Annotated in this window: 17 protein-coding genes; 10 read left to right on the top strand and 7 right to left on the bottom strand. The window is 68.9% G+C overall.

Annotation, left to right across the window (positions count from 1 at the left end; genetic code table 11):
• Positions 1 to 301 precede the first annotated feature (301 nt).
• From QQA12_RS09965 to QQA12_RS09975, 3 genes are read left to right on the top strand one after another with little or no spacing between them, the layout of a single operon-like run.
• A complete protein-coding gene (locus tag QQA12_RS09965; protein ID WP_232522677.1) occupies positions 302 to 850 on the top strand; it encodes a TetR/AcrR family transcriptional regulator C-terminal domain-containing protein in 549 nt (182 codons plus the stop codon).
• Positions 851 to 870: 20 nt separating this feature from the next.
• Positions 871 to 2049, top strand: a complete 1179-nt coding sequence (locus QQA12_RS09970; protein ID WP_226049202.1) for an efflux RND transporter periplasmic adaptor subunit — start codon at positions 871 to 873, stop codon at positions 2047 to 2049.
• Between the two features lie 18 nt (positions 2050 to 2067).
• On the top strand, positions 2068 to 5235 hold the full coding sequence (locus QQA12_RS09975; RefSeq protein WP_226049203.1) for a multidrug efflux RND transporter permease subunit: 3168 nt from the start codon (positions 2068 to 2070) through the stop codon (positions 5233 to 5235).
• A 121-nt stretch (positions 5236 to 5356) separates the two neighbouring features.
• On the opposite strand, the gene QQA12_RS09980 is transcribed toward QQA12_RS09975, so the two are convergent.
• A complete protein-coding gene (locus QQA12_RS09980; protein ID WP_226049204.1) occupies positions 5357 to 6505 on the bottom strand; it encodes an acyl-CoA dehydrogenase family protein in 1149 nt (382 codons plus the stop codon).
• A gap of 206 nt (positions 6506 to 6711) precedes the next feature.
• Between QQA12_RS09980 and QQA12_RS09985 the strand changes: the two genes are divergently transcribed.
• From QQA12_RS09985 to QQA12_RS10000, 4 genes are all read left to right on the top strand, one after another.
• Entirely contained in the window at positions 6712 to 7641 is a 930-nt protein-coding gene (locus tag QQA12_RS09985; RefSeq protein ID WP_056932965.1) for a metalloregulator ArsR/SmtB family transcription factor, read from the top strand.
• Between the two features lie 45 nt (positions 7642 to 7686).
• Positions 7687 to 8766 carry a homocysteine S-methyltransferase family protein gene (locus QQA12_RS09990; protein WP_226049205.1) on the top strand — a complete coding sequence of 360 codons (1080 nt, stop codon included), beginning with the start codon at positions 7687 to 7689 and terminating at the stop codon, positions 8764 to 8766.
• A complete protein-coding gene (metH, locus tag QQA12_RS09995) occupies positions 8763 to 11444 on the top strand; it encodes a methionine synthase (protein WP_226049206.1) in 2682 nt (893 codons plus the stop codon). The genes QQA12_RS09990 and metH overlap by 4 nt, the downstream gene beginning before the upstream one ends.
• 281 nt (positions 11445 to 11725) lie before the next feature.
• Entirely contained in the window at positions 11726 to 12904 is a 1179-nt protein-coding gene (locus QQA12_RS10000) for an amidohydrolase family protein (protein WP_226049207.1), read from the top strand.
• Positions 12905 to 12916: 12 nt separating this feature from the next.
• Here the strand turns inward: QQA12_RS10000 and QQA12_RS10005 are convergent, their stop codons facing one another.
• Entirely contained in the window at positions 12917 to 13798 is an 882-nt protein-coding gene (locus QQA12_RS10005; protein WP_056932191.1) for a LysR substrate-binding domain-containing protein, read from the bottom strand.
• 229 nt (positions 13799 to 14027) lie between these two features.
• Between QQA12_RS10005 and QQA12_RS10010 the strand changes: the two genes are divergently transcribed.
• Positions 14028 to 15479 (top strand): amidohydrolase family protein, encoded by a 1452-nt coding sequence (locus QQA12_RS10010; protein WP_226049208.1) that lies wholly within the window; start codon positions 14028 to 14030, stop codon positions 15477 to 15479.
• Between the two features lie 138 nt (positions 15480 to 15617).
• Positions 15618 to 16787, top strand: a complete 1170-nt coding sequence (locus tag QQA12_RS10015) for an MFS transporter (protein ID WP_226049209.1) — start codon at positions 15618 to 15620, stop codon at positions 16785 to 16787.
• Positions 16788 to 16896: 109 nt separating this feature from the next.
• Here the strand turns inward: QQA12_RS10015 and QQA12_RS10020 are convergent, their stop codons facing one another.
• From QQA12_RS10020 to QQA12_RS10040, 5 genes are all read right to left on the bottom strand, one after another.
• The gene (locus QQA12_RS10020; RefSeq protein WP_226049210.1) at positions 16897 to 17541 is read right to left on the bottom strand and encodes a DUF2058 family protein; all 645 of its coding nucleotides are present in this window, start codon (positions 17539 to 17541) and stop codon (positions 16897 to 16899) included.
• Positions 17542 to 17558: 17 nt separating this feature from the next.
• Positions 17559 to 17801, bottom strand: a complete 243-nt coding sequence (locus tag QQA12_RS10025; protein WP_054666557.1) for a SlyX family protein — start codon at positions 17799 to 17801, stop codon at positions 17559 to 17561.
• Entirely contained in the window at positions 17794 to 19143 is a 1350-nt protein-coding gene (locus QQA12_RS10030; RefSeq protein ID WP_182334670.1) for a UDP-glucose/GDP-mannose dehydrogenase family protein, read from the bottom strand. The genes QQA12_RS10025 and QQA12_RS10030 overlap by 8 nt, the downstream gene beginning before the upstream one ends.
• Positions 19144 to 19165: 22 nt before the next feature.
• Positions 19166 to 20125 (bottom strand): FKBP-type peptidyl-prolyl cis-trans isomerase, encoded by a 960-nt coding sequence (locus QQA12_RS10035; protein ID WP_054666563.1) that lies wholly within the window; start codon positions 20123 to 20125, stop codon positions 19166 to 19168.
• A 100-nt stretch (positions 20126 to 20225) separates the two neighbouring features.
• Positions 20226 to 20795: a glutathione peroxidase gene (locus QQA12_RS10040; protein WP_056932197.1), complete on the bottom strand. Its 570-nt coding sequence runs from the start codon at positions 20793 to 20795 to the stop codon at positions 20226 to 20228.
• A 133-nt stretch (positions 20796 to 20928) separates the two neighbouring features.
• On the opposite strand from QQA12_RS10040, the gene QQA12_RS10045 reads away from it, so the two are divergent.
• Positions 20929 to 21171, top strand: a complete 243-nt coding sequence (locus QQA12_RS10045; RefSeq protein ID WP_152985053.1) for a hypothetical protein — start codon at positions 20929 to 20931, stop codon at positions 21169 to 21171.
• Position 21172 lies beyond the last annotated feature (1 nt).

A 21172-nucleotide genomic window follows, 5' to 3' on the forward strand; every position in this document is an offset into this window, starting at 1 on the left:
GGAGGCGCGATTGTAGCCCCCGCCATTCGAAGAGCATTGTTGCAGGGCCGCAATCACCCCCTCCAAACACCCCCGATAACCAATGCAACGCATTGTTTTAAAACAACAAAATGATGCGTTCCGGGTTTTTCCGGACGAACCGCACCTGGCCTGGAAAAACCCGTTTTCGCGCCGCTTTACCAATTGTAAACTGGACGGTATAGTCCAAATCGTGCATCCCACCCCCTCCCGACCCACGCCTGCCGAGGCGCGCGACCAGCGCGTTTTCGACGCCGTGCGCGAGCTGCTGGCAACCCAGGGCATGCACCTGAGCATGGACGCGGTGGCCGCCTACGTGGGCTGCTCCAAACAGACCCTCTACAGCCGCTACGGCAGCAAGCGCGAACTGCTCAGCCTGGCGATGCGGCGGCACGCCAGCGTCGCCGCCGCCCCGCTGGCCGCTGGCGACGAGCGCCCATTGCGTGAGGTACTGTTGGATTTCGCCGTGCACTATCTGGAACACCGCAACCAGCCGCGTGTCCGCCAGGCCGCGCAGGTGATCGCCAGCGGCACTCTGGAATTCCGCGAGGAAGCGCGCGCGCTTTACCACGACAGCGCCGATGTCCTGCGCGACCAGTTGGCTGAATGGATGCGAACCGAGATGGCCCGCGGCCGCATCATCCATGACGATGCGCATTTCATGGCTGAAATGTTAATAAGCATGATCGCTGGCCAGGATTTCGAACGACAACGGTTCCACGCCCCCTACCGCGACGTCCCCGAGTTGCGCCGCCGGTGGGCCGAATTCGCCGTTGATGCCTTCCTGCGCGCCTTCCCGGCGCCGCCGGCCGGCATCCCCGGCACTCGCTAAACAACCTCCGGAGTTTCACGATGACCTCCCCGCTCCGCATCCTCGCCCTTACCGGCGCCCTGGCCCTGGGCCTGACCGCCTGCAAGAAGCCCCAGGAACAGGCCGCCCCGCCGCCGCCGGACGTCGGTGTCATCGAAGCCAAGGCGCAGACCCTGCCGCTGCAGCGGGAACTGGTCGGCCGGCTGTCGCCGTTCCGCTCGGCCGATGTGCGCGCGCGGGTTTCCGGGGTGCTGCTCAAGCGCGCCTACGAGGAAGGCAGCGCGGTGAAGGAAGGCCAGTTGCTGTTCCAGATCGACCCGGCGCCGCTGCGTGCCTCGCTGGCCTCGGCCGAAGCGGCGCTGGCCGCGGCCCGTGCCAGCCATGCCAACGCCAGGACCACCGCCGAGCGCGCGCGCTCGCTGGCGCCGCAGAGCTACGTGTCCAAGTCCGACCTGGACAACGCCGAGGCCGCCGAACGCACCACCGCCGCGTCCGTGCAGCAGGCGCAGGCCGCCGTGGCCACCGCCCGCATCAATCTGGGCTATGCCAACGTCACCTCGCCCATCGCCGGCGTGGCCGGCAAGCAGCAGGTGACCGAGGGCGCACTGGTCGGACAGGGCGAGGCGACCCTGCTGACCACCGTCGACCAGGTCGACCCGCTGTACGTCAACTTCTCGATGACCGCCGACGAACTGAGCGCGCTGCGTGCCGCCCAGGACAAGGGCGCGGTGGCCCTGGCCGGCGACGGCAGGACCACGGTGCAGGTGAACCTGCCCGACGGCACCCCGTACACCCACCAGGGCACGCTGGACTTCTCGGCCACCACGGTCGACCCGGCCACCGGCGCGGTCTCGCTGCGCGCGCAGCTGCCCAACCCCGAACGCACCCTGCTGCCGGGCTCGTTCGTCAGCTTCAAGGCCAACTTGGGAGAGCGCAAGAACGCCTTCCTGATCCCGCAGCAGGCGGTACTGCGCGACACCCGCGGTGGCTATGTGCTGGTCGTGGGCAGCGACGGCAACGTGGTCCGCAAGGACGTGGTGCTGGACGGCCAGCAGAACGGCAGCTGGCTGGTCTCCTCCGGCCTGGCCGGCGGCGACAAGGTCATCGTCTCGGGCGTGCAGAAGGTCAAGGAAGGCGCGCCGGCCAAGCCCTCGCCGTGGCAGCCGGCCGCGGCCCAGCCCGCCGCCAAGCCCGCCGCCGCGCCGGCTCCGGCCAAGTAAGGGAAACGGGAACCCGCCATGCCTAAATTCTTCATCGACCACCCGGTATTCGCCTGGGTGGTGGCCATCCTGATCTCGCTCGGCGGCGTGATCTCGATCCTCAACCTGGGCGTGGAGTCCTACCCCAGCGTCGCCCCGCCGCAGGTCACCGTCAGCGCCACCTACCCCGGCGCCAGTGCCGCCACCGCGGAGAAATCGGTCACCCAGGTGATCGAGCAGCAGCTGACCGGCATCGACAACCTGGTCTATTTCAGCTCGTCCTCGTCCTCGACCGGCCGCGTCTCCATCACCCTGACGTTCGACAGCGGCACCGACCCGGACATCGCCCAGGTGCAGGTGCAGAACAAGGTCGCGCTGGCGACCCCGCGGCTGCCGTCGGAAGTGACCAAGCAGGGCGTGGTGGTGGCCAAGGCCAACGCCGGCTTCCTGATGGCCATCGGCGTGCGCTCGGACGACGGCTCGGTGGACCGCGACGCGCTCAACGACATCGTCGGTTCGCGCGTGCTCGACCAGATCTCGCGCGTGCCGGGCGTCGGCAGTACCCAGCAGTTCGGTTCCGAGTACGCCATGCGCATCTGGCTCAACCCGGAGAAGCTGCAGGGCTACCACCTGTCGGCCACCGACGTGTACAACGCCATCGGCACCCAGAACCTGCAGTTCGCCGCCGGTTCGGTTGGCGGCGATCCCGCCCCGAACGGCCAGGCGTTCACCGCCACCGTCGCCGCCGAGGGCCGCTACAGCTCGCCGGAGGAGTTCGAGAACACCATCCTGCGGGCGAACGCCGACGGCAGCGTGGTGCGCCTCAAGGACGTGGCAAGCGTCGCCTTCGGCGCCTCTAACTACGGCTTCGACACCCGCTACAACGGCAAGCCGGTGGCCGCCTTCGCCATCCAGCTGCTGCCCGGCGCCAATGCCCTGGACGTGTCCAAGGCGGTACGCGCCAAGATGGATGACCTCGCCCCCAGCTTCCCGCCGGGGGTGAGCTGGTTCACCCCGTTCGACAGCACCACCTTCGTCAACATCTCCATCAAGGAGGTGGTCAACACGCTGGTGGAAGCCGTCGTGCTGGTGTTCCTGGTGATGCTGATCTTCCTGCAGAACTTCCGCGCGACGATCATCCCCACCCTGGTCATCCCGGTGGCCCTGCTCGGCACCTTCATGGGCATGCTGGCGATCGGCTTCACCATCAACCAGTTGACCCTGTTCGCGATGGTGCTGGCGATCGGCATCGTGGTCGACGACGCGATCGTGGTGATCGAGAACGTCGAACGCATCATGAGCGAGGAAAAGCTCGACCCCAAGCCGGCCACGCAGAAGGCGATGGGCCAGATCACCGGCGCGGTGGTGGCGATCACCGTGGTGCTGGCCGCGGTGTTCATTCCCAGCGCCATGCAGCCCGGCGCCTCGGGCGAGATCTACAAGCAGTTCGCGCTGACCATCGCCATGTCGATGGGCTTCTCGGCGCTGCTGGCGCTGAGCTTCACCCCGGCACTGTGCGCGGCCTTCCTCAAGCCGACCCACAACGACAGGCCGAACTGGATCTACCGCACCTTCAACACCTATTACGGCAAGCTGGAAAAAAGCTATGTCGGCAGCGTCGGCAGCGTCATCCGCCACAGTCCGCGCTGGCTGATGGTGTTCGCGCTGCTGCTGGTGCTGTGCGGCTTCCTGTTCACCCGCCTGCCCGGCAGCTTCCTGCCGGAAGAGGACCAGGGCTATGCGCTGGCCATCGTGCAGTTGCCGCCGGGCGCGACCAAGACCCGCACCTCGGTGGTGTTCGACCAGTTGCTGGGGATGATGAAGGACGACCCGTCCTTCGAGGGCATGATGCAGGTCACCGGTTTCAGCTTCATCGGTTCCGGCGAGAACGTCGGCATGGCCTTCATCCGCCTCAAGGACTGGGACGCGCGCAAGGAGACCGCGCCGGAGTTCATCCAGAAGATGAACGGCAAGGCGTTCGTCGGCATCAAGGACGCGCAGGTTTTCTTCGTCAACCTGCCCACCGTGCAGGGCCTGGGCCAGTTCGGTGGATTCGACATGTGGCTGCAGGACCGCGCCGGCGCCGGCCAGGATGCCCTGATGGAGGCGCGCAACACCCTCATCGGCGCGGCATCGGCCGACAAGTCGCTGGTCGGCGTGCGCCCCAACACTCTCGAGAATTCGCCGCAGTTGCAGCTCAAGGTGGACCGCGTGCAGGCCCAGGCCATGGGCGTGTCGGTCAACGACGTCTACACCGCGATCCAGATGATGCTGGCGCCGGTGTACGTCAACGACTTCTTCTACGGCGGCCGCATCAAGCGCGTGAACATGCAGGCCGATGCCGCCTACCGCACCGGTCCCGAATCGCTGCGCAGCTACTACGTGCCCAGCTCGCTGAGCAAGGACGCCGACGGCCAGCGCTCGATGATCCCGCTCAGCACGGTGGTGAAGTCCGAGTGGATCTACGCGCCGCCGGCGCTGAGCCGCTACAACGGCTACTCGGCGGTGAACATCGTCGGCTCGCCGGCCCCGGGCGGCAGCTCCGGCCAGGCGATGGCGACCATGGAGAACCTGGTGCGCAACGACCTGCCCAACGGCTTCGGCTACGACTGGAGCGGCATGTCCTACCAGGAAATCCTGGCCGGCAACGCCGCGGCGCTGCTGATGGTGCTGTCTGTGGTGGTGGTGTTCCTGTGCCTGGCCGCGCTGTACGAAAGCTGGTCGATCCCGGTCTCGGTGCTGCTGGTGGTGCCGGTCGGCATCCTCGGCGCGGTGGTGTTCTCGCTGCTGCGCGGCCTGCCCAACGACCTGTACTTCAAGATCGGCATGGTGACGGTCATTGGCCTGGCCGCGAAGAACGCGATCCTGATCGTGGAGTTCGCGGTGGAACAGCGCGCCACCGGCAAGACGTTGCGCGAGGCCGCGATCGAAGCGGCGCACCTGCGCTTCCGGCCGATCCTGATGACCTCGTTCGCGTTCATCCTGGGCGTGCTGCCGATGGCCATCTCCACCGGCGCCGGCGCCAACGCCCGCCACTCGCTGGGTACCGGCGTCATCGGCGGCATGCTGTTCGCCACCGTCATCGGCGTGCTGCTGATCCCGCTGTTCTTCGTCACCGTGCGCCGCGTGCTCGGCGACAAGCTGGACGAACCGTCCAAGCAGTTCATCGGGCAGCACAAGGTGCGTACCGTGCAGCAGGATCGCTGACCGGACCTTGATCCTGAAACGACGAAGCCCCGGCAATGCCGGGGCTTCTTGTTTGTTCCTCAACCGGCGGCTGGACCGCCGACTCCCGCCACACCGGGGCCCACCCGGCGTCCGCCGCGGCTCAACGCACGCCGGTTTCGTTGCGCGCGATGACCAGGCGCTGGATCTCGCTGGTGCCTTCGTAGATCTCGGTGATCTTGGCGTCGCGGAAGTAGCGCTCCAGCGGCATTTCCCTGGAATAGCCCATGCCGCCATGGACCTGCACGGCCTGGTGGGCGATCCACATCGCCGCTTCCGAGGCGGTGAGCTTGGCGACCGCGGCCTCGGTGGAGAAGCGCTTGCCCTGGGCCTTGGTCCAGGCCGCGCGCAGGGTCAGCAGCAGCGCCGCGTCCAGCTTGCACTTCATGTCGGCGATCTTGGCCTGGATCATCTGGAAGCTGCCGATCGGCGCGCCGAAGGACTTGCGCTCGCGCACGTAGGCCAGCGACGCCTCGTAGGCGGCGCGGGCGATACCCACCGCCTGCGCGGCGATGCCGATGCGGCCCGAGTCGAGCAGGCCCATGGCGATCTTGAAGCCCTGCCCCTCGGCGCCGATCACGTCCTCGGCGCGGGCCACGTAGTCCTGGAACTCGATCTCGCAGGTGGCCGAGGCGCGCACGCCGAGCTTGGGCTCGGTCTTGCCGCGGCCGAAGCCCGGGCGGGTGGTGTCGATCATGAAGGCGGTGATGCCGCGCGCGCCCTGCGACGGGTCGGTCATCGCGAACAGCACGATGTAGCGTGCCACCGGGCCGGAGGTGATCCAGCTCTTCTGGCCGTTGATCACATAGGTGCCGTCGGCCTGCTTGACCGCGCGGCAGCGCATGGCGGTGGCGTCGGAGCCGGACTGCGATTCGGTCAGGGCGAAGGCACCGATCTCGCGGCCCTCGGCGATCGCGCGCACGTACAGCTGCTTCTGTTCCTCGCTGCCGTGGCTGAGCACTGCGTTGCAGAACAGCGAGTTGTTGACCGACATGATGGTTGCGTGCGCGGCATCGGCGGCGGACACCTCGATGATCGCCAGCACGCTGGACACCGGGTCCATGCCCGCGCCGCCGTACTCGACGGGTACCTCGATGCCCATCAGGCCGTTCTCGCCGAGCAGGCGGATGTTCTCCAGCGGATATTCGCCGGTGGCATCGTGGTGCTCGGCGCTGGGGCCGATCTTCTCTTGGGCGATGCGGCGGGCGACATCCTGCAGCATCAGTTGTTCGTCGGAAAAGCTGAAATCCACTACACCCCTCCCAGGGCATTACGAAGTTGCGATTGTAACTGTTGCCGTGATCGGCAAAGAGGGGGCAAGCCGCGGCAGACGGCGCAGGGTGGGCAGCGCCATTCACGTCGACCTGCGCGCCCGTTCACCCGGCCCATGCAGGCCGCGCCTTGACCCTGCCGCGCCGCAGCAGCAAAATATCTCTCTATCTCGATAGGTAGATATTTATGGATCTGGAAGACTGGTCGACCCGCCTAAAGGTGTTCGCCGACGCCACCCGCGTGCGCCTGCTGACGCTGCTGGAACAGGAAGAGCTGACCGTGGCCGAACTGTCGGCCATCACCACGCTGGCGCAGCCGCGCGTGTCCACCCACCTGGCCCGCCTGAAGGAAGCCGGGCTGGTCCGCGACCGTCGCGCCGGGGTGTCGGCCTACTACCGCTTCGACGACGCCGCGCTGGATCCGGCGCAGCGCGCATTGTGGCATGCGCTGAGCAACGGCAGCGACGACCCGCTGCTGCGCCAGGACGCCGAGCGGGTGCCGTCGGTGCTGGCGATGCGCGCGGCCGACCAGAACTGGGCCGACAGCGTGGCCGGCGACATGGAACGCCACTACTCGCCCGGACGCACCTGGGAAGCGCTGGCACGCAGCGCGCTGCCGCTGCTGGAAACCGGCGACGTGCTCGACATCGCCTCCGGTGACGGCGTGCTGGCCGAACTGCTGGCCCCGCACGCGCAGCGCTATGTCTGCATCGACACCAGCGCGCGCGTGGTCGCCGCGGCCAGCGAGCGCCTGCGCAAGCTGCCCAACGTGGAAGTGCGCGAGGGCGACATGCACCAGCTGCCGTTCGAGGACGGCAGCTTCGACCTGGTGGTGCTGATGCACGCCCTCACCTACGCCAGCCACCCGTCCAAGGCGGTGGCCGAAGGCGCGCGGGTGCTGCGCCCGGGTGGGCGGCTGATGCTGTGCAGCCTGGCCCGCCACGAGCACAAGGCCGCGGTGGAAGCCTACGGCCACGTCAACCTCGGCTTCACCGGCAAGGAGCTGCGCAGGTTCGTCGAAAAGGCCGGGCTGGAGGTGTCCAGTCTGGAGACCGTCACCCGCGAGAAGCGCCCGCCGCATTTCGAGGTGATCTCGCTGATCGCCCACCGCCCCTGAGCCGGCGCCCCCACCCCCTCCCCGATTCCAGCCCACGGTCCGCCCATGCACGCCCTCCCCTGGCTCCATCCCGAACGCGTCGCCAAGCTGCTGCACGCCCTCGCCCGGCGCATCCTGGTCATCGACGGCGCCATGGGCACGATGATCCAGCGCCACGGCCTGGAAGAGGACGACTACCGCGGGCAGCGCTTCGTGGAGGGTTTCGACAGCGCCCACGTGCATGGCCCCGGCTGCGGCCATGACCTGAAGGGCAACAACGACCTGTTGCTGCTGACCCGGCCGGACATCATCGCCGGCATCCACACCGCTTACCTGGAGGCCGGCGCCGACCTGGTCGAGACCAATACCTTCAATGCCACCTCGGTAAGCCAGGCCGACTACCACCTGCAGCACCTGGTGTACGAACTGAACAAGGCCGGCGCGCAGGTGGCGCGGCAATGCTGCGACGCCGTCGAGGCGAAGACCCCGGACAAGCCGCGCTTCGTGATCGGCGTGCTCGGCCCGACCAGCCGCACCGCCTCGATCAGCCCCGACGTCAACGACCCGGGCTTCCGCAACACCAGCTTCGATGAACTGCGTGCGACCTACCGCGAGGCCATCGACGGCCTGATCGACGGCGGTGCCGACACGCTGATGGTGGAGACCATTTTCGACACGCTCAACGCCAAGGCCGCGCTGTTCGCCATCGAGGAAGCCTTCGACGCGCGGGGCGGGCGCCTGCCGGTGATGATCTCCGGCACCATCACCGACGCCTCCGGCCGCACCCTGTCCGGGCAGACCGCCGAGGCCTTCCACGCTTCGGTCGCGCACGGCCAGCCACTGTCGATCGGCTTCAACTGCGCGCTGGGCGCCAACGACATGCGTCCGCACGTGGAGACGCTGGCTCAGGTATCGGACGGCTACGTCAGCGCCCACCCCAACGCCGGCCTGCCCAACGCCTTCGGCGAGTACGACGAGACGCCGGAGGAAATGGCCGCCACGCTGAAGGAGTTCGCCACCTCCGGCCTGCTGAACCTGGTCGGCGGCTGCTGCGGCACTACTCCGGCGCACATCAAGGCGATCGCCGAGGCCGTGGCCGGGGTGCCGCCGCGGGCCCTGCCGCAGGCCCGGGAGCAGGCCGCATGAACACCCTGCCATATACCCGCCTGTCCGGCCTGGAACCGCTGGTCATTACCCCGGACCTGCTGTTCGTCAACGTCGGCGAACGCACCAACGTCACCGGCAGTGCGCAGTTCCGCAAGCTGATCAAGGAAGAGCGCTACGAGGAAGCGGTGGAGGTGGCGCGCCAGCAGGTCGCCAGCGGCGCGCAGATCCTGGACGTCAACATGGACGAGGGCCTGATCGACTCCGAGAAGGCGATGACCCGCTTCCTCAACCTGATCATGTCCGAGCCGGACATCGCGCGCATCCCGGTGATGGTCGATTCGTCCAAGTGGAGCGTGATCGAGGCCGGGCTGAAGTGCCTGCAGGGCAAGAGCGTGGTCAACTCGATCTCGCTCAAGGAGGGCGAAGCGGCGTTCATCGAGCACGCCCGGCTGGTGCGCCGCTATGGCGCCGCCGCGGTGGTGATGGCCTTCGACGAGGACGGCCAGGCCGACACCTGCGCGCGCAAGGTTGAAATCTGCACCCGCGCCTACCGCATCCTGGTCGAGCAGGTCGGCTTCCCGCCGCAGGACATCATCTTCGACCCGAACATCTTCGCCGTCGCCACCGGCATCGAGGAACACGACAACTATGCGGTGGACTTCATCGAAGCCACCCGCATCATCAAGCGCACGCTGCCGCACTGCCACGTGTCCGGCGGCGTGTCCAACGTCTCGTTCTCCTTCCGCGGCAACGAGACCGTGCGCCAGGCGATCCACGCGGTGTTCCTGTACCACGCCATCCGCGCGGGCATGGACATGGGCATCGTCAACGCCGGCGCGCTGCCGATCTACGACGAACTGGAACCGGAACTGCGCGAGCGCGTGGAGGACGTGATCCTCAACCGCCGCCGCGACGGCACCGAGCGCCTGCTGGAGATCGCCGAGCGCTACAAGGGCAGGAAGGGCGAGAAGAAGGCCGAGGACCTGGCCTGGCGCCGCAAGCCGGTGCGCGAGCGGCTGGCGCACGCGCTGGTGCATGGCCTGGACAGCTGGGTCGAGGAGGACACCGAGGAAGCGCGGCAGCAGGCCAGCCGGCCGCTGGACGTGATCGAAGGCCCGCTGATGGACGGCATGAACGTGGTCGGCGACCTGTTCGGCGCCGGCAAGATGTTCCTGCCGCAGGTGGTCAAGTCGGCACGGGTGATGAAGAAGGCGGTGGCCTACCTGCTGCCCTTCATCGAGGCCGAGAAGCTGCGCACCGGCGACGCCGGCAAGAGCAACGGCAAGATCGTCATGGCCACGGTCAAGGGCGACGTGCACGACATCGGCAAGAACATCGTCGGCGTGGTCCTGGCCTGCAACAACTTCGAGGTGATCGACCTGGGCGTGATGGTCCCGGCGCAGAAGATCCTGGACACCGCGCGCGCCGAGAACGCCGACCTGATCGGCCTGTCCGGGCTGATCACGCCTTCGCTGGAGGAAATGAGCCACGTCGCCCGCGAGATGCAGCGCCAGGGCTTCAGCACGCCGCTGCTGATCGGCGGCGCCACCACCTCGCGCGCGCACACCGCGCTGAAGATCGACCCGCACTACAGCGCGCCCACGGTGTGGGTGAAGGACGCCTCGCGCGCGGTGGGCGTGGCGCAGTCGCTGATCTCGCAGGAGCTGCGCGGCGCGTTCGTGGCGGCCAACGATGCCGATTACGCCGACATCCGCCAGCGCCACCGCAACCGCGGCGACGCCAAGCGCCTGGTCTCGCTGGAACATGCGCGCGGCCAGCGCTTCAGCTGCGACTGGGCGCAGTACGCGCCACCGGTCCCGGCACAGCCGGGCCTGCATGTGTTCGAGGACTGGCCGCTGCAGGACCTGCTGCCGTTCCTGGACTGGAGCCCGTTCTTCAGCGCCTGGGAGCTGGCCGGCAAGTACCCGGCGATCCTCGACGACGAGATCGTCGGCGCCCAGGCCAGCGCGCTGTACCGCGACGCGCGCGCGATGCTGGACACGATCATCAAGGAAAAATGGCTGACCGCGCGTGCCGTGTTCGGGCTGTGGCCGGCGAACAGCCGCGGCGACGACGTGGTGGTATCGCTGCCCGACGGCCAGGCCACCCTGCACTTCCTGCGCCAGCAGGTGGACAAGCCGGCCGAGCGCCCGGACTTCTGCCTGGCCGACTTCATCGCCCCGGAAGACAGCGGCAGGCAGGACTGGATCGGTGCCTTCGCGGTCACCGCCGGCATCGGCATCGAGCCGCACGTGGCGCGCTTCGAGGCCGACCACGACGACTACAACGCGATCCTGCTCAAGGCCCTGGCCGACCGCCTGGCCGAGGCGCTGGCCGAGCGCCTGCACCATCGCGTGCGCACCGGGTACTGGGGCTATGCGGCCGACGAGGCGCTGGACAACGAGGCGCTGATCGCCGAGCGCTACGTCGGCATCCGCCCCGCGCCCGGCTACCCGGCCTGCCCGGAACACAGCGAGAAGCGCACGCTGTTCGCCCTGCTCGGTGCCGAAGGCATCGGCATGTCGCTGACCGAGAGCTTCGCCATGCTGCCCACCGCGGCGGTGTCGGGCTATTACTTCAGCCATCCGCAAAGCCAGTACTTCGTGGTCGGGCGGGTGTCGCGGGAGCAGGTGGCCGACTATGCGCGGCGCAAGGGCGTGGACCGCGCGCAGGCCGAGCGGTGGCTGGCATCGAACCTGGACTACGACCCCGAATGAGAAGACAGCTCGCGGGCGGTGTCGGCGCCGCGCACGTGGCGGCGCACCCGGCGCGCTCGACGCCCCGGTTGTCCCACGGCGCCGACCACGCCCCGGAGTGAAAGGCGCCGCACGGCGCTGATGGCAGCGCGCATGGCCGTCGATGGGCGGGCATGCCCGGACCCGCGGCCCCGGCGGCCGGCCAGTGCCGGGCCGAATGGCCCCCATCGCGATACTTCATTTCCGGTGCGTCGGCCGCGGGCCTATGGTGGCGGCCCCGAGCCCTCGCCCACGACACCGCCATGTTCGACCACCTGTTCACCAACGCCGTCGGTGCCGACGGTGCGCCGCTGGAGCTGGCCGTCGCCAGCGGCCGTTTCGCCGCCATCGGTCCGGCCCTGCCGCGTATTGACGGCGTGCAACAGATCGACCTGGGCGGGCAGCTGGTGCTGCCGGGCCTGGTCGATGGCCATATCCACCTGGACAAGAGTTTCGTCGGCGACCGCTGGCATCCGCATCGCCCCGCACGCACCCTGCGCGAGCGCCTGGCCATCGAAAAGCAGGAGCTGGCGGTATCGCCCTCCATCGTCGAACGCGCCGACGCGCTGGTGGCGCAGGCGGCCGGGTTCGGCACGGTGGCGATGCGCAGCCATGTCGACGTCGACGCCACCACCGGGCTGGACAACCTGCACGCGGTGAACGCGGTGCGCGAACGCTGGCGCGGTACCGTCGACATCGAGCTGGTCGCGTTCCCGCAGGCCGGGGTGCTGTCCTGCCCCGGCACCGCACAGGTGCTGGATGCGGCGATGCGCGAAGGCGCGCAGGTGGTCGGCGGCATCGACCCGGACACGCTCGATGGCGACAGCGCGGGCCAGCTCGACGTGGTCTTCGGCATCGCCGGGCGCTACGCCGCCAAGGTCGACATCCATCTGCACGAACCCGGCCTGGGCGGCATCGAACAGTTGCGGCGCATCGCCGAACGCAGCCGCGCCCTGGGCATGCAGGGGCGGGTTGCGGTCAGCCACGCCTATGCGCTGGGTGAGGTCGGCCAGGCACAGCTGGAGCGCATCGCCACGACGCTTGCCGATGCCGGCGTGGCGATCATGACCAACGCCCCGGGCGACCGCCCGTTCCCGCCGGTGCGGTATCTGCGCGCGGCCGGCGTGGAGGTGTTCCTGGGCAACGACAACATCCGCGACGCCTGGTGGCCCTATGGCAACGGCGACATGCTGCAACGGGCCATGCTGCTGGGCTACCGCTCCGGATTCCATGCCGACGAGGAACTGTGCATGGCACTGGAAATGGCCAGCGGCGCCGGCGCGCGCGTGATCGGCCTGCAGGGCCATGGCCTGGCAGTCGGCAACGAGGCCACCTTCCTGGTGCTGGATGCACCCAATGCCGCGGCCGCGGTGGCCGGGGTGCCATGCCGCCGGCGCATCGTCCGCCGCGGCCAATGGGCAGTGGACGCAACCGCGTCCTGATCCGGCCGCGCCTCAGCCGCGCGACTGGCCCAGCATCTCCACCAGCATGTCGGCCAACACCCGCACCTCGGGGTCGGCCGAGGGCCGCATCAGGATCGCCAGCTCGATGCTGTCGATCTCCGGCAGGCCGCTTTCCGCTCCCAGCACGACGTGCGCCGGCGTCACCGTGCGCGCCGGCAGCAGGCTGATGCCGAGGCCATCGGCGACCGCCGCCTGGATGCCGCCGAGACTGGAGCTGGTGAAGCTGATGCGCCAGCGCCGGCCCAGCGCCTCGATCGCGTCGATCATGTCCTCGCGGTACAGGCCGCGTGGCGGGAACGCCACCAGCGGCACCGGGTCCAGCGCGAACGCGGGGCTGGCCGCGCTGTCGATCCAGCGCATCGGCTCGGGCCAGCGCGCAAGCGCCTCGCGGCTGCCGCGGCGCTGCTTGACCAGCGCCAGGTCCAGTTCGCCACGGTCGTAGCCCTCGGCCAGCGCACGGCTCAGGCCACTGCTCACCTCCAGCTTCACCCGCGGGTGGCGCCGGCTGAAATCGGCCAGCAGGTGCGTGGTCCGGCCGCCGGCGAAATCCTCCGGTACGCCCAGCCGCAGGGTGGTGGCCACGTGCGCGCCGGACAGCGCCTCGCCCAGTTCCTCGTTCAGTGCCAGCAGGCGCCGCGCATAGCCCAGCACGGTCTCGCCGGTATCGGTGGGACGCACGTCGCGCACGCCGCGGTCGAGCAGGCGGTGCCCGGCCAGCTCCTCCAGCCGCCGCACCTTCTGGCTGATCGTCGACTGGGTGGAATGCAGACGCGCGGCGGCGGCGGTGAAGCTGCCGCAGTCGGCCACCGTCAACAGGGCACGCAGCAGGTCGAGGTCGAACAGCACCCTATTCGATTTCGGACTGTTTTCCATCGACACATTTCATTTCTGGATGGAGGCAACGGCTTGTAGCATCGACCCGGACCGCACGCAAACACCGGCCCGCCCCCCTCACGGCGCACCCGCACGCGATGCCGACCGGGACAGGCGATGCCCGGCCATTACCACCTGGCTGCGCCGATGCCCGCCACGTGACCGGCCGGCATCCACCGGTCTCCCCTGCCCGTCGTGCGGCCCGCCGCGCGCCACTGGAACCTGCCCAATGAAAACCACGCTCTGCCTCGCCCTTTTCTCGCTGCTGGCGCTGGCCTCACCCGCCCTGGCGGCGCGCCAGGACGCCGATGTACTGGTCCGCCACGCCACCCTCGTCGATGTCGAGCACGCCCGCGCCCTGCCCGGCCAGGCCGTGGCGATCCGCGGCGCGGACATCGTCGCGGTGGGCGAGGACGCGACGCTGGCCGCGCAGTGGCGCGCGCGCAGGACCGTCGACGCACGCGGCCGCTACCTGATTCCGGGGCTGTGGGACATGCACGTGCACTTCGGCGGCGGCCCGGCGCTGGTCGAAGAAAACAAGGCGTTGCTGCCGCTGTACGTCGCCCACGGCATCACCAGCGTGCGCGACGCGTCCGGCGACCTGCCCGGGCAGGTGCTGGCGTGGCGCGCGCAGATCGCCAATGGCCAGTTGTTCGGGCCGCAGCTGTTCACCTCCGGCGCCAAGATCGAGGGCATCGCACCGGTGTGGAAGGGCACCCTGGAAGCCGGCGACGAGGCCGGCGTGGACGCCGCGCTGGACCGCGAGCAGCGCGACCGGGTGGATTTCGTCAAGATCACCGACAGCACGCTCAAGCCGGAGCTGTTCCTGTACGCGCTGTCCGAAGCGAAGAAGCGCGGCCTGCGCACCTCCGGCCATATCCCGATGGCCTTGACCGTCGGCCAGGCCGTCGATGCCGGCATCAGTTCCATCGAACACCTGGACTACGCGTTCCAGGCCGGGATCCCGGACGAGGCGGCGATCGCCGCCGATTTCGCCGCCGGCCGCATCGACCGCGCCGAAGCCAGCCGCCGCCTGCACGAAGGCTTCGACCGCGCCACCGCGATGGCCGCCTATCGCCGTTTCGCCGAACGCGGGGTCGCGGTCACGCCCACGCTCGACGGCAGCCGGATCCTCAGCTTCCTCGACAGCGAAACGCACGCTGACGACCCGTACCTGGCCTACATCGGCCCGGGCCTGCGCAGGACCTACGCCTGGCGCGTGGAGCGCGCCGCCAGCGCCACGCCCGAACAGATCCAGGCGCGCCATGCGCGCCATGCCCGGGTCGCGGCGGTGCTGCCGCTGCTGCAGGAGGCCGGCGTGCGCATCATGGCCGGCACCGACGCCGGCTTCCTCAATTCGTACAACTATCCCGGCATCGGCCTGCACAACGAGCTGGCGCTGTATGTCCGCCACGGGCTGACGCCCGCGCAGGCACTGGCCACGGCCACCCGCAACGGCCCGGCCTGGTTCGGCAGGCTCGACCGCTACGGTGCCATCGCCGCCGGCAGGGCCGCCGACCTGGTACTGCTCGAACGCAACCCGCTGCAGGACATCGGCGCCACCCGCGGCATCGACACGGTGGTGATGCGCGGCGTCGTGTACGACCGTGCCGCGCTGGATGCCATGCTCGCCGGGGTCCGCGCCCGGGTCGCGGCCTGGAACGCCGAAGTCGCCCGCTGATCCCCCGTCGCCCACGATACGGGCGCAGCCGCTGCGGCCCCGTTCCCGGCCGGCAGGCGACGGCACGCCTTCGACGGGACGAAGCGCGGCGCAGGGCGCACAATAGGCGCCCTGCTTTCCGCGCCCGCGCGCCCGTTCATGACCTCCCCGACCACGCTGCAGCCAACGGTTCCCGTCGCCCGGCTGTCCAGCTTCTATTTCTTCTATTACGCCGCACTGGGCGCGTTCACCCCGTACTGGAGCCTGTACCTGCAGTCGCGCGGCATGGGCGTGACCGCGATCAGCGTGATGATGAGCCTGTGGTACGCCACCCGGGTGGTCGCGCCCAGCACCTGGACCTCGCTGGCGGCGGTATCGCCGCGCCCGATCCATTGGCTGCGCATCGGCTGCGTGTTGACCGTGCTCAGCTTCACCGGTTTCCTGCTGCCGCAGCCGACATGGATGCTGTACGCGGTGATGGTCGGATTCTGCTTTTTCTACAACGCGGTGATGCCGCAGTTCGAGTCCATCACCCTCACCCACCTGGGCAGCGACAGCCATCGCTACGGCATGATCCGGGTGTGGGGCTCGCTGGGCTTCATCGCCGTGGTCACGCTGTTCGGCTGGATCATCGAACGCCACGGCGCCGGCCTGCTGCCATGGCTGATGCTGCCGCTGTTCGTGCTGATGACCGGCGCGTCCTTCGTCAACCGCTATGCCCGCCATGTCGGCACCCATGCCGCGCACGTGCAGGGTTTCTGGTCGATCGTGCGGCGGCCACCGGTGCTGGCGTTCTTCATCGCCGCGTTCCTCGAGCAGCTCTCGTTCGGGCCGTACTACACGTTCTTCTCGCTGTACATGGACCAGCATGGCTACAGCACCTCGCTGCTGGGCCTGATGTGGACCGTGGGCGTGGTGTTCGAGGTGGCGGTGTTCTTCCTGATCGCCGGCTTCTTCCGGCGCTGGGATGCCAGCTGGCTGCTGATCATCTCCATGGCCAGCGCCGCGCTGCGCTGGTGGGCCACCGCGCTGTGGCCGGAGAACCTGCCGGTGATGCTGGTGGCGCAGGCCACCCACTGCCTGGGCTTCGCCGCGTTCTTCGCCTCGGCGATGCAGCTGCTGGCGCGCTACTTCCCGGGCAACCTCAACGGCCACGGCCAGGGGCTGTTCTATGGGTTCTCGTCGGGCCTGGGCGGCGTGTTCGGCGCGCTGATCGCCGGCCAGCTGTGGCCGTTCGGCGATGGCAGGGTGGCCTTCATCGCCGGCGGCTGCTTTGCCTTGGCCGGCGCGGTGATCGCGTTCTGCTTCGTGCCGGAACGACGCAAGTAGCAGCGGCTTCCGCCACGACCGGCCTCGCCGGGAAATGCCCCGTCAGCACCGGGGCGCGCCTGCGCACATCGCGACCGGCAGGGTGCGGGCAAGCCCCGCACCTGCGGACTTACCAGACCAGGTCGTCGGGCACCTGGTACATCGGGTCAGCGTAGGGGTCGTCCTCGGCCGGCGCGTCGGGATCGACCTTCAGCGCCACGGCCGGGGCGAAGATGCGCTCGGCCTCGGCCAGCAGTTCGGCGGTCACCAGCAGGTAGCGGCCGTTCTGCTGCAGCACGCCCAGCTGCCCGGCATTGAGCGCCTTGAGCTGGTCGGCGGTGACGTAGATGCGCTTGATCTTGCCGCCGTAGGGGAAATGGCGGGCGATGTCGGCAGCCGGGTCGTTGAGGCCCTTGTCCTTGATCAGTTCGTCCAGCCGGGCCTTGGCTTCGCGGCGCAGGCGGGCTTCTTCCTGCTTCTGCCGCTCGGCTTCGATGCGTTCGTCCTTCTCGCGCTGCGCGCGGATCGCATACGCCTTGGCCAGGTCGATGTCTTCCTGCGAGCGCGGCTTGCGCTGCCCCTGCGGGCCGCCCTGCGCGGCCTTGGGGCCGTGCGCCGGCCTGCCGGCATGGCCGGGCTTGTTGCCAGCCTGCGGGCGGGCCTGCGCGGGCCGGCCCTGCGGGCGGCCGTCGCGGCGGGTATCGGGCTTGCGCTCGGGTTTGGGCGCGGGTTTGAAACCCAGCCCCAGGAGCTGGTCGCGGAGAGTGTCGCTCATGCGTGGAATACGTCGTATCAGTAGTGCGGGGGCGGCGGTTCGCTCGCCGGATCGGAGGCGTTCAGCGCGTTGCGCACCTTGCCCAGGTCCTCGAGCAGCACGCGCAGCACGTCGGCGTTGCGGCTGCCCTGCATGCGCGCATCGGCCAGGGCTTCGCTCAGTTCGGCCAGCGCCTGTTCCTGGAAGGACACGCGCATTTCAAGTTCGATCAGGCGCTCTTCCAGTGCCTGTTCGCGGGCGCTCGGCAGCAGGTCAGACATGCAGGGAGCGCCCCCGGCCGATGCCGTAGTAGGCCAGCCCCGCCGCTTCGATCTCGCGCGGGTCGTACAGGTTGCGCCCGTCGAACACCACCGCGTCGCCCAGTGCCTGGCGGATGCGGGCGAAGTCCGGGCTGCGGAACTGCTTCCATTCGGTGACCACGATCAGCGCATCGGCGCCTTCCAGCGCTTCGAACGCGGAGTCGCACAGCACCAGGTCGTCGCGCTCGCCGAAGACGCGGCGCGCCTCGTGCATCGCCTCCGGGTCGTAGGCGCGTACCTGCGCGCCGGCCTCCCACAGCTGCGCCAGCAGGCGGCGGCTGGAGGCTTCGCGCATGTCATCGGTGTTGGGCTTGAACGCCAGCCCCCACACCGCGAAGGTCTTGCCGCGCACGCCTTCGTCCTCGCCACGGTCGTAATGACGCTGGACCAGTTCGAACAGGTGTCCCTTCTGCGCCTCGTTCACCGCTTCCACGGCCTGCAGCAGAAGGGGCGCATGGCCGTACTGCGCGGCGGTGCGGGCCAGCGCCTGCACGTCCTTGGGGAAGCACGAGCCGCCATAGCCGGCGCCGGGGTAGATGAAGTGCCAGCCGATGCGCGGGTCCGAGCCGATGCCCTGGCGGACATGCTCGATGTCAGCGCCGACGCGCTCGGCGATGTTGGCGATCTCGTTCATGAACGAAATCTTGGTCGCCAGCATCGCGTTGGCTGCGTACTTGGTCAGTTCGGCCGAACGCACGTCCATTTCCACCACGCGGTCGTGGTTGCGGTTGAACGGCGCGTACAGGCGGCGCATCACCGCCACCGGCGCGTCGCTGGCCGCACCGATGATGATGCGGTCCGGGCGCATGCAGTCGGCCACCGCATCGCCCTCCTTGAGGAATTCGGGGTTGGAAACCACGTCGAAGGCGATCTCGACGCCACGCGCGGCCAGCTCTTCGGCGATCGCCGCGCGCACCTTGTCGGCGGTGCCCACCGGCACCGTCGACTTGTTGACCACCACGGTCGGCACCTGCAGGTGCCGGCCGATGGTGCGGGCCACGGCCAGCACGTACTGCAGGTCGGCGCTGCCGTCCTCGTCCGGCGGCGTGCCGACCGCGATGAAGACCACCTGCCCATGCGCGATCGCGCTGGCGGCGTCGGTGGTGAAGGCCAGCCGCGACGCGGCATGGTTGGCCTTGACCATCGGTTCCAGTCCCGGCTCGTAGATCGGGATGACGCCCCGGTTCAGGCCGTCGACCTTGGCCTGGTCGATGTCGACGCAGACAACGTCGTGCCCTACCTCGGCCAGGCAGGTCCCGGTGACGAGTCCGACGTAGCCGGTACCGAAAATCGCAACGCGCATGGGTGCAGTGGCTCCGTGGGATTTACTGCAGGACGCCCAGCAGCTCGACGTCGAAGGTCAGCGTCGCGTCCGGCCCGATCGGGCCGCCCGGGGTACCGTTGCTGCCATAGGCCAGTTCCGACGGGACCCAGAAGCGGTACTTGGAGCCGACCGGCATCAGCGACACGCCTTCGGTCCAGCCCTTGATCACCTGGTTCAGGCCGAAATCGGCCGGCTGGCCGCGCTGGTAGCTGCTGTCGAACACGGTGCCGTCGAGCAGCTTGCCTTCATAGTTCACGCGCACGCGGCTGGTGGCCACCGGGCGCTCGCCGCTGCCGGCGCGCAGCACCTGGTACTGCAGGCCCGAGGCGGTGGTCACCACGCCCGGCTGGGTCTTGTTCTTGGCCAGGAACGCATTGCCTTCCTCGCGGTTCTTGCCGGCGGCGGCGGCCTGCTTGGCGGTGCTGAACGCCTGCAGCGTGGCCTGCGCCTGCTGGCGGTCCATCAGCGGCGTGCCCTTGGCGAAGATCGTGCCGATGGCCTGGAACACCGAGTCCAGGTCGATGTCGCCACGGATCGGCGCCAGCGACGGGCCGACCGCGTAGCTGCCCAGCATCAGGCCGACCTTCTCGCGGTCCACCGCCGGCGGCTGGCTGCCCGGCGCCATGCCCGGAACCTGCTGGCCGGAACGGATCATCATCGCCATGCGCAGCGCCTGGTCGGTCTTCTGCGCTTCTTCCTGCGACAGCAGCGGCTGGCCGCCGGCGAAGGCGTTCTCCACGGCACGGCGCAGCGCGGCGACGTCGACTTCCGAGGCGATGGGTTCGAACGAACTGGCGACGTCCACGCCGATGGCATAGCCGATCTTTTCACGTTCCGAGGTCAAAACGGACTTCTCCTTGGTGGCCGCCGGGGCGGCAGGTTGTTGCGCGATCACGGCCGCGGGGACCGCCAACGCCAGAATCATCAGCGACGCCACGGCGCCGCGCTTTCCCATCTTCATTCGCTGCTTTCCTGGAAGTGAACAGACGCCGGCATCGGCGCGAAGGGCGCCATTGTCGCACGCGCACCGGCGATGTCGAGGCGGTGCGCCGCCGCGCGCATCAGCGGCGGCCCGGCACCGGCCGCGCGAGTTCGCGCTCGATCGCCGCGCGCAGTTCCGGGTCGTCCGGCCGCACCTTGCTGGGGAACTGCGCCACCACCCGGCCATCGCGCGATATCAGGTACTTGTGGAAGTTCCAGCCCGGCGCCACGCCGGTCAGGCGGGTGAGGTCACGGTACAGCGGGGTGGCCTCCGCGCCGGTCACGTGCACTTTCTGGAACATCGGGAACTTCACCCCGTAGGTCAGCGTGCAGAATTCCTGGATCTCCGCCTCGCTGCCCGGCTCCTGGCCCTTGAAGTCGTTGGAGGGAAAGCCCAGCACCGAGAACCCACGCCCGGCAAGCGCCTGGTGCAGGGCCTCCAGCCCCTCGTACTGCGGGGTGTAGCCGCACTTGGAGGCGGTGTTCACCACCAGCAGCACCTTGCCGCCGTACTCGCGGTTCAGGTTCACCGGGTCCTTTCCGGCCAGCGGCCGGTAGTCGCGATCCAGCAGCGCGCCATCGGCGGCACCGGCCGCGCCTGCTACGGACAGGGAAAAAATAATTCCAATCAGACACTTGCGAATGGACATCGGAGTTCTCCTGGGGGGTGTGGCAGCGGCGTGCGCAGACTAGGCCATCAGTTGGGTTACAGGGGAGTTGCATGTCGGCGTGTCGGTGTTATAGTTGCATACAACACCAGCCACCCTACACAGGGGGACCGCCATGAGCCGAAGGCACCACCGACATCTTCTCCCGGCACTGACCGCTGCCGGCACGTTGTTGCTGATCGGTTGCACGCTGTCCCTGCCTGCCGGCCGTGGCCAGGTCCAGGATTATGCCGCCGGGACCACCGGCGAAGAGCAGGAGGCCAACGCGCAGGAAAAGAAGCGCCCGATCCGGCGGATGCGGACCAGCCTTTCCCTGCCCTACTTCTCATTCGCACAGTCGCTGAACCCACGGAGCTGAC

The organism is Stenotrophomonas sp. 17(2023), assembly GCF_030345315.1.
Classification (GTDB): Bacteria; Pseudomonadota; Gammaproteobacteria; order Xanthomonadales; family Xanthomonadaceae; genus Stenotrophomonas; species Stenotrophomonas acidaminiphila.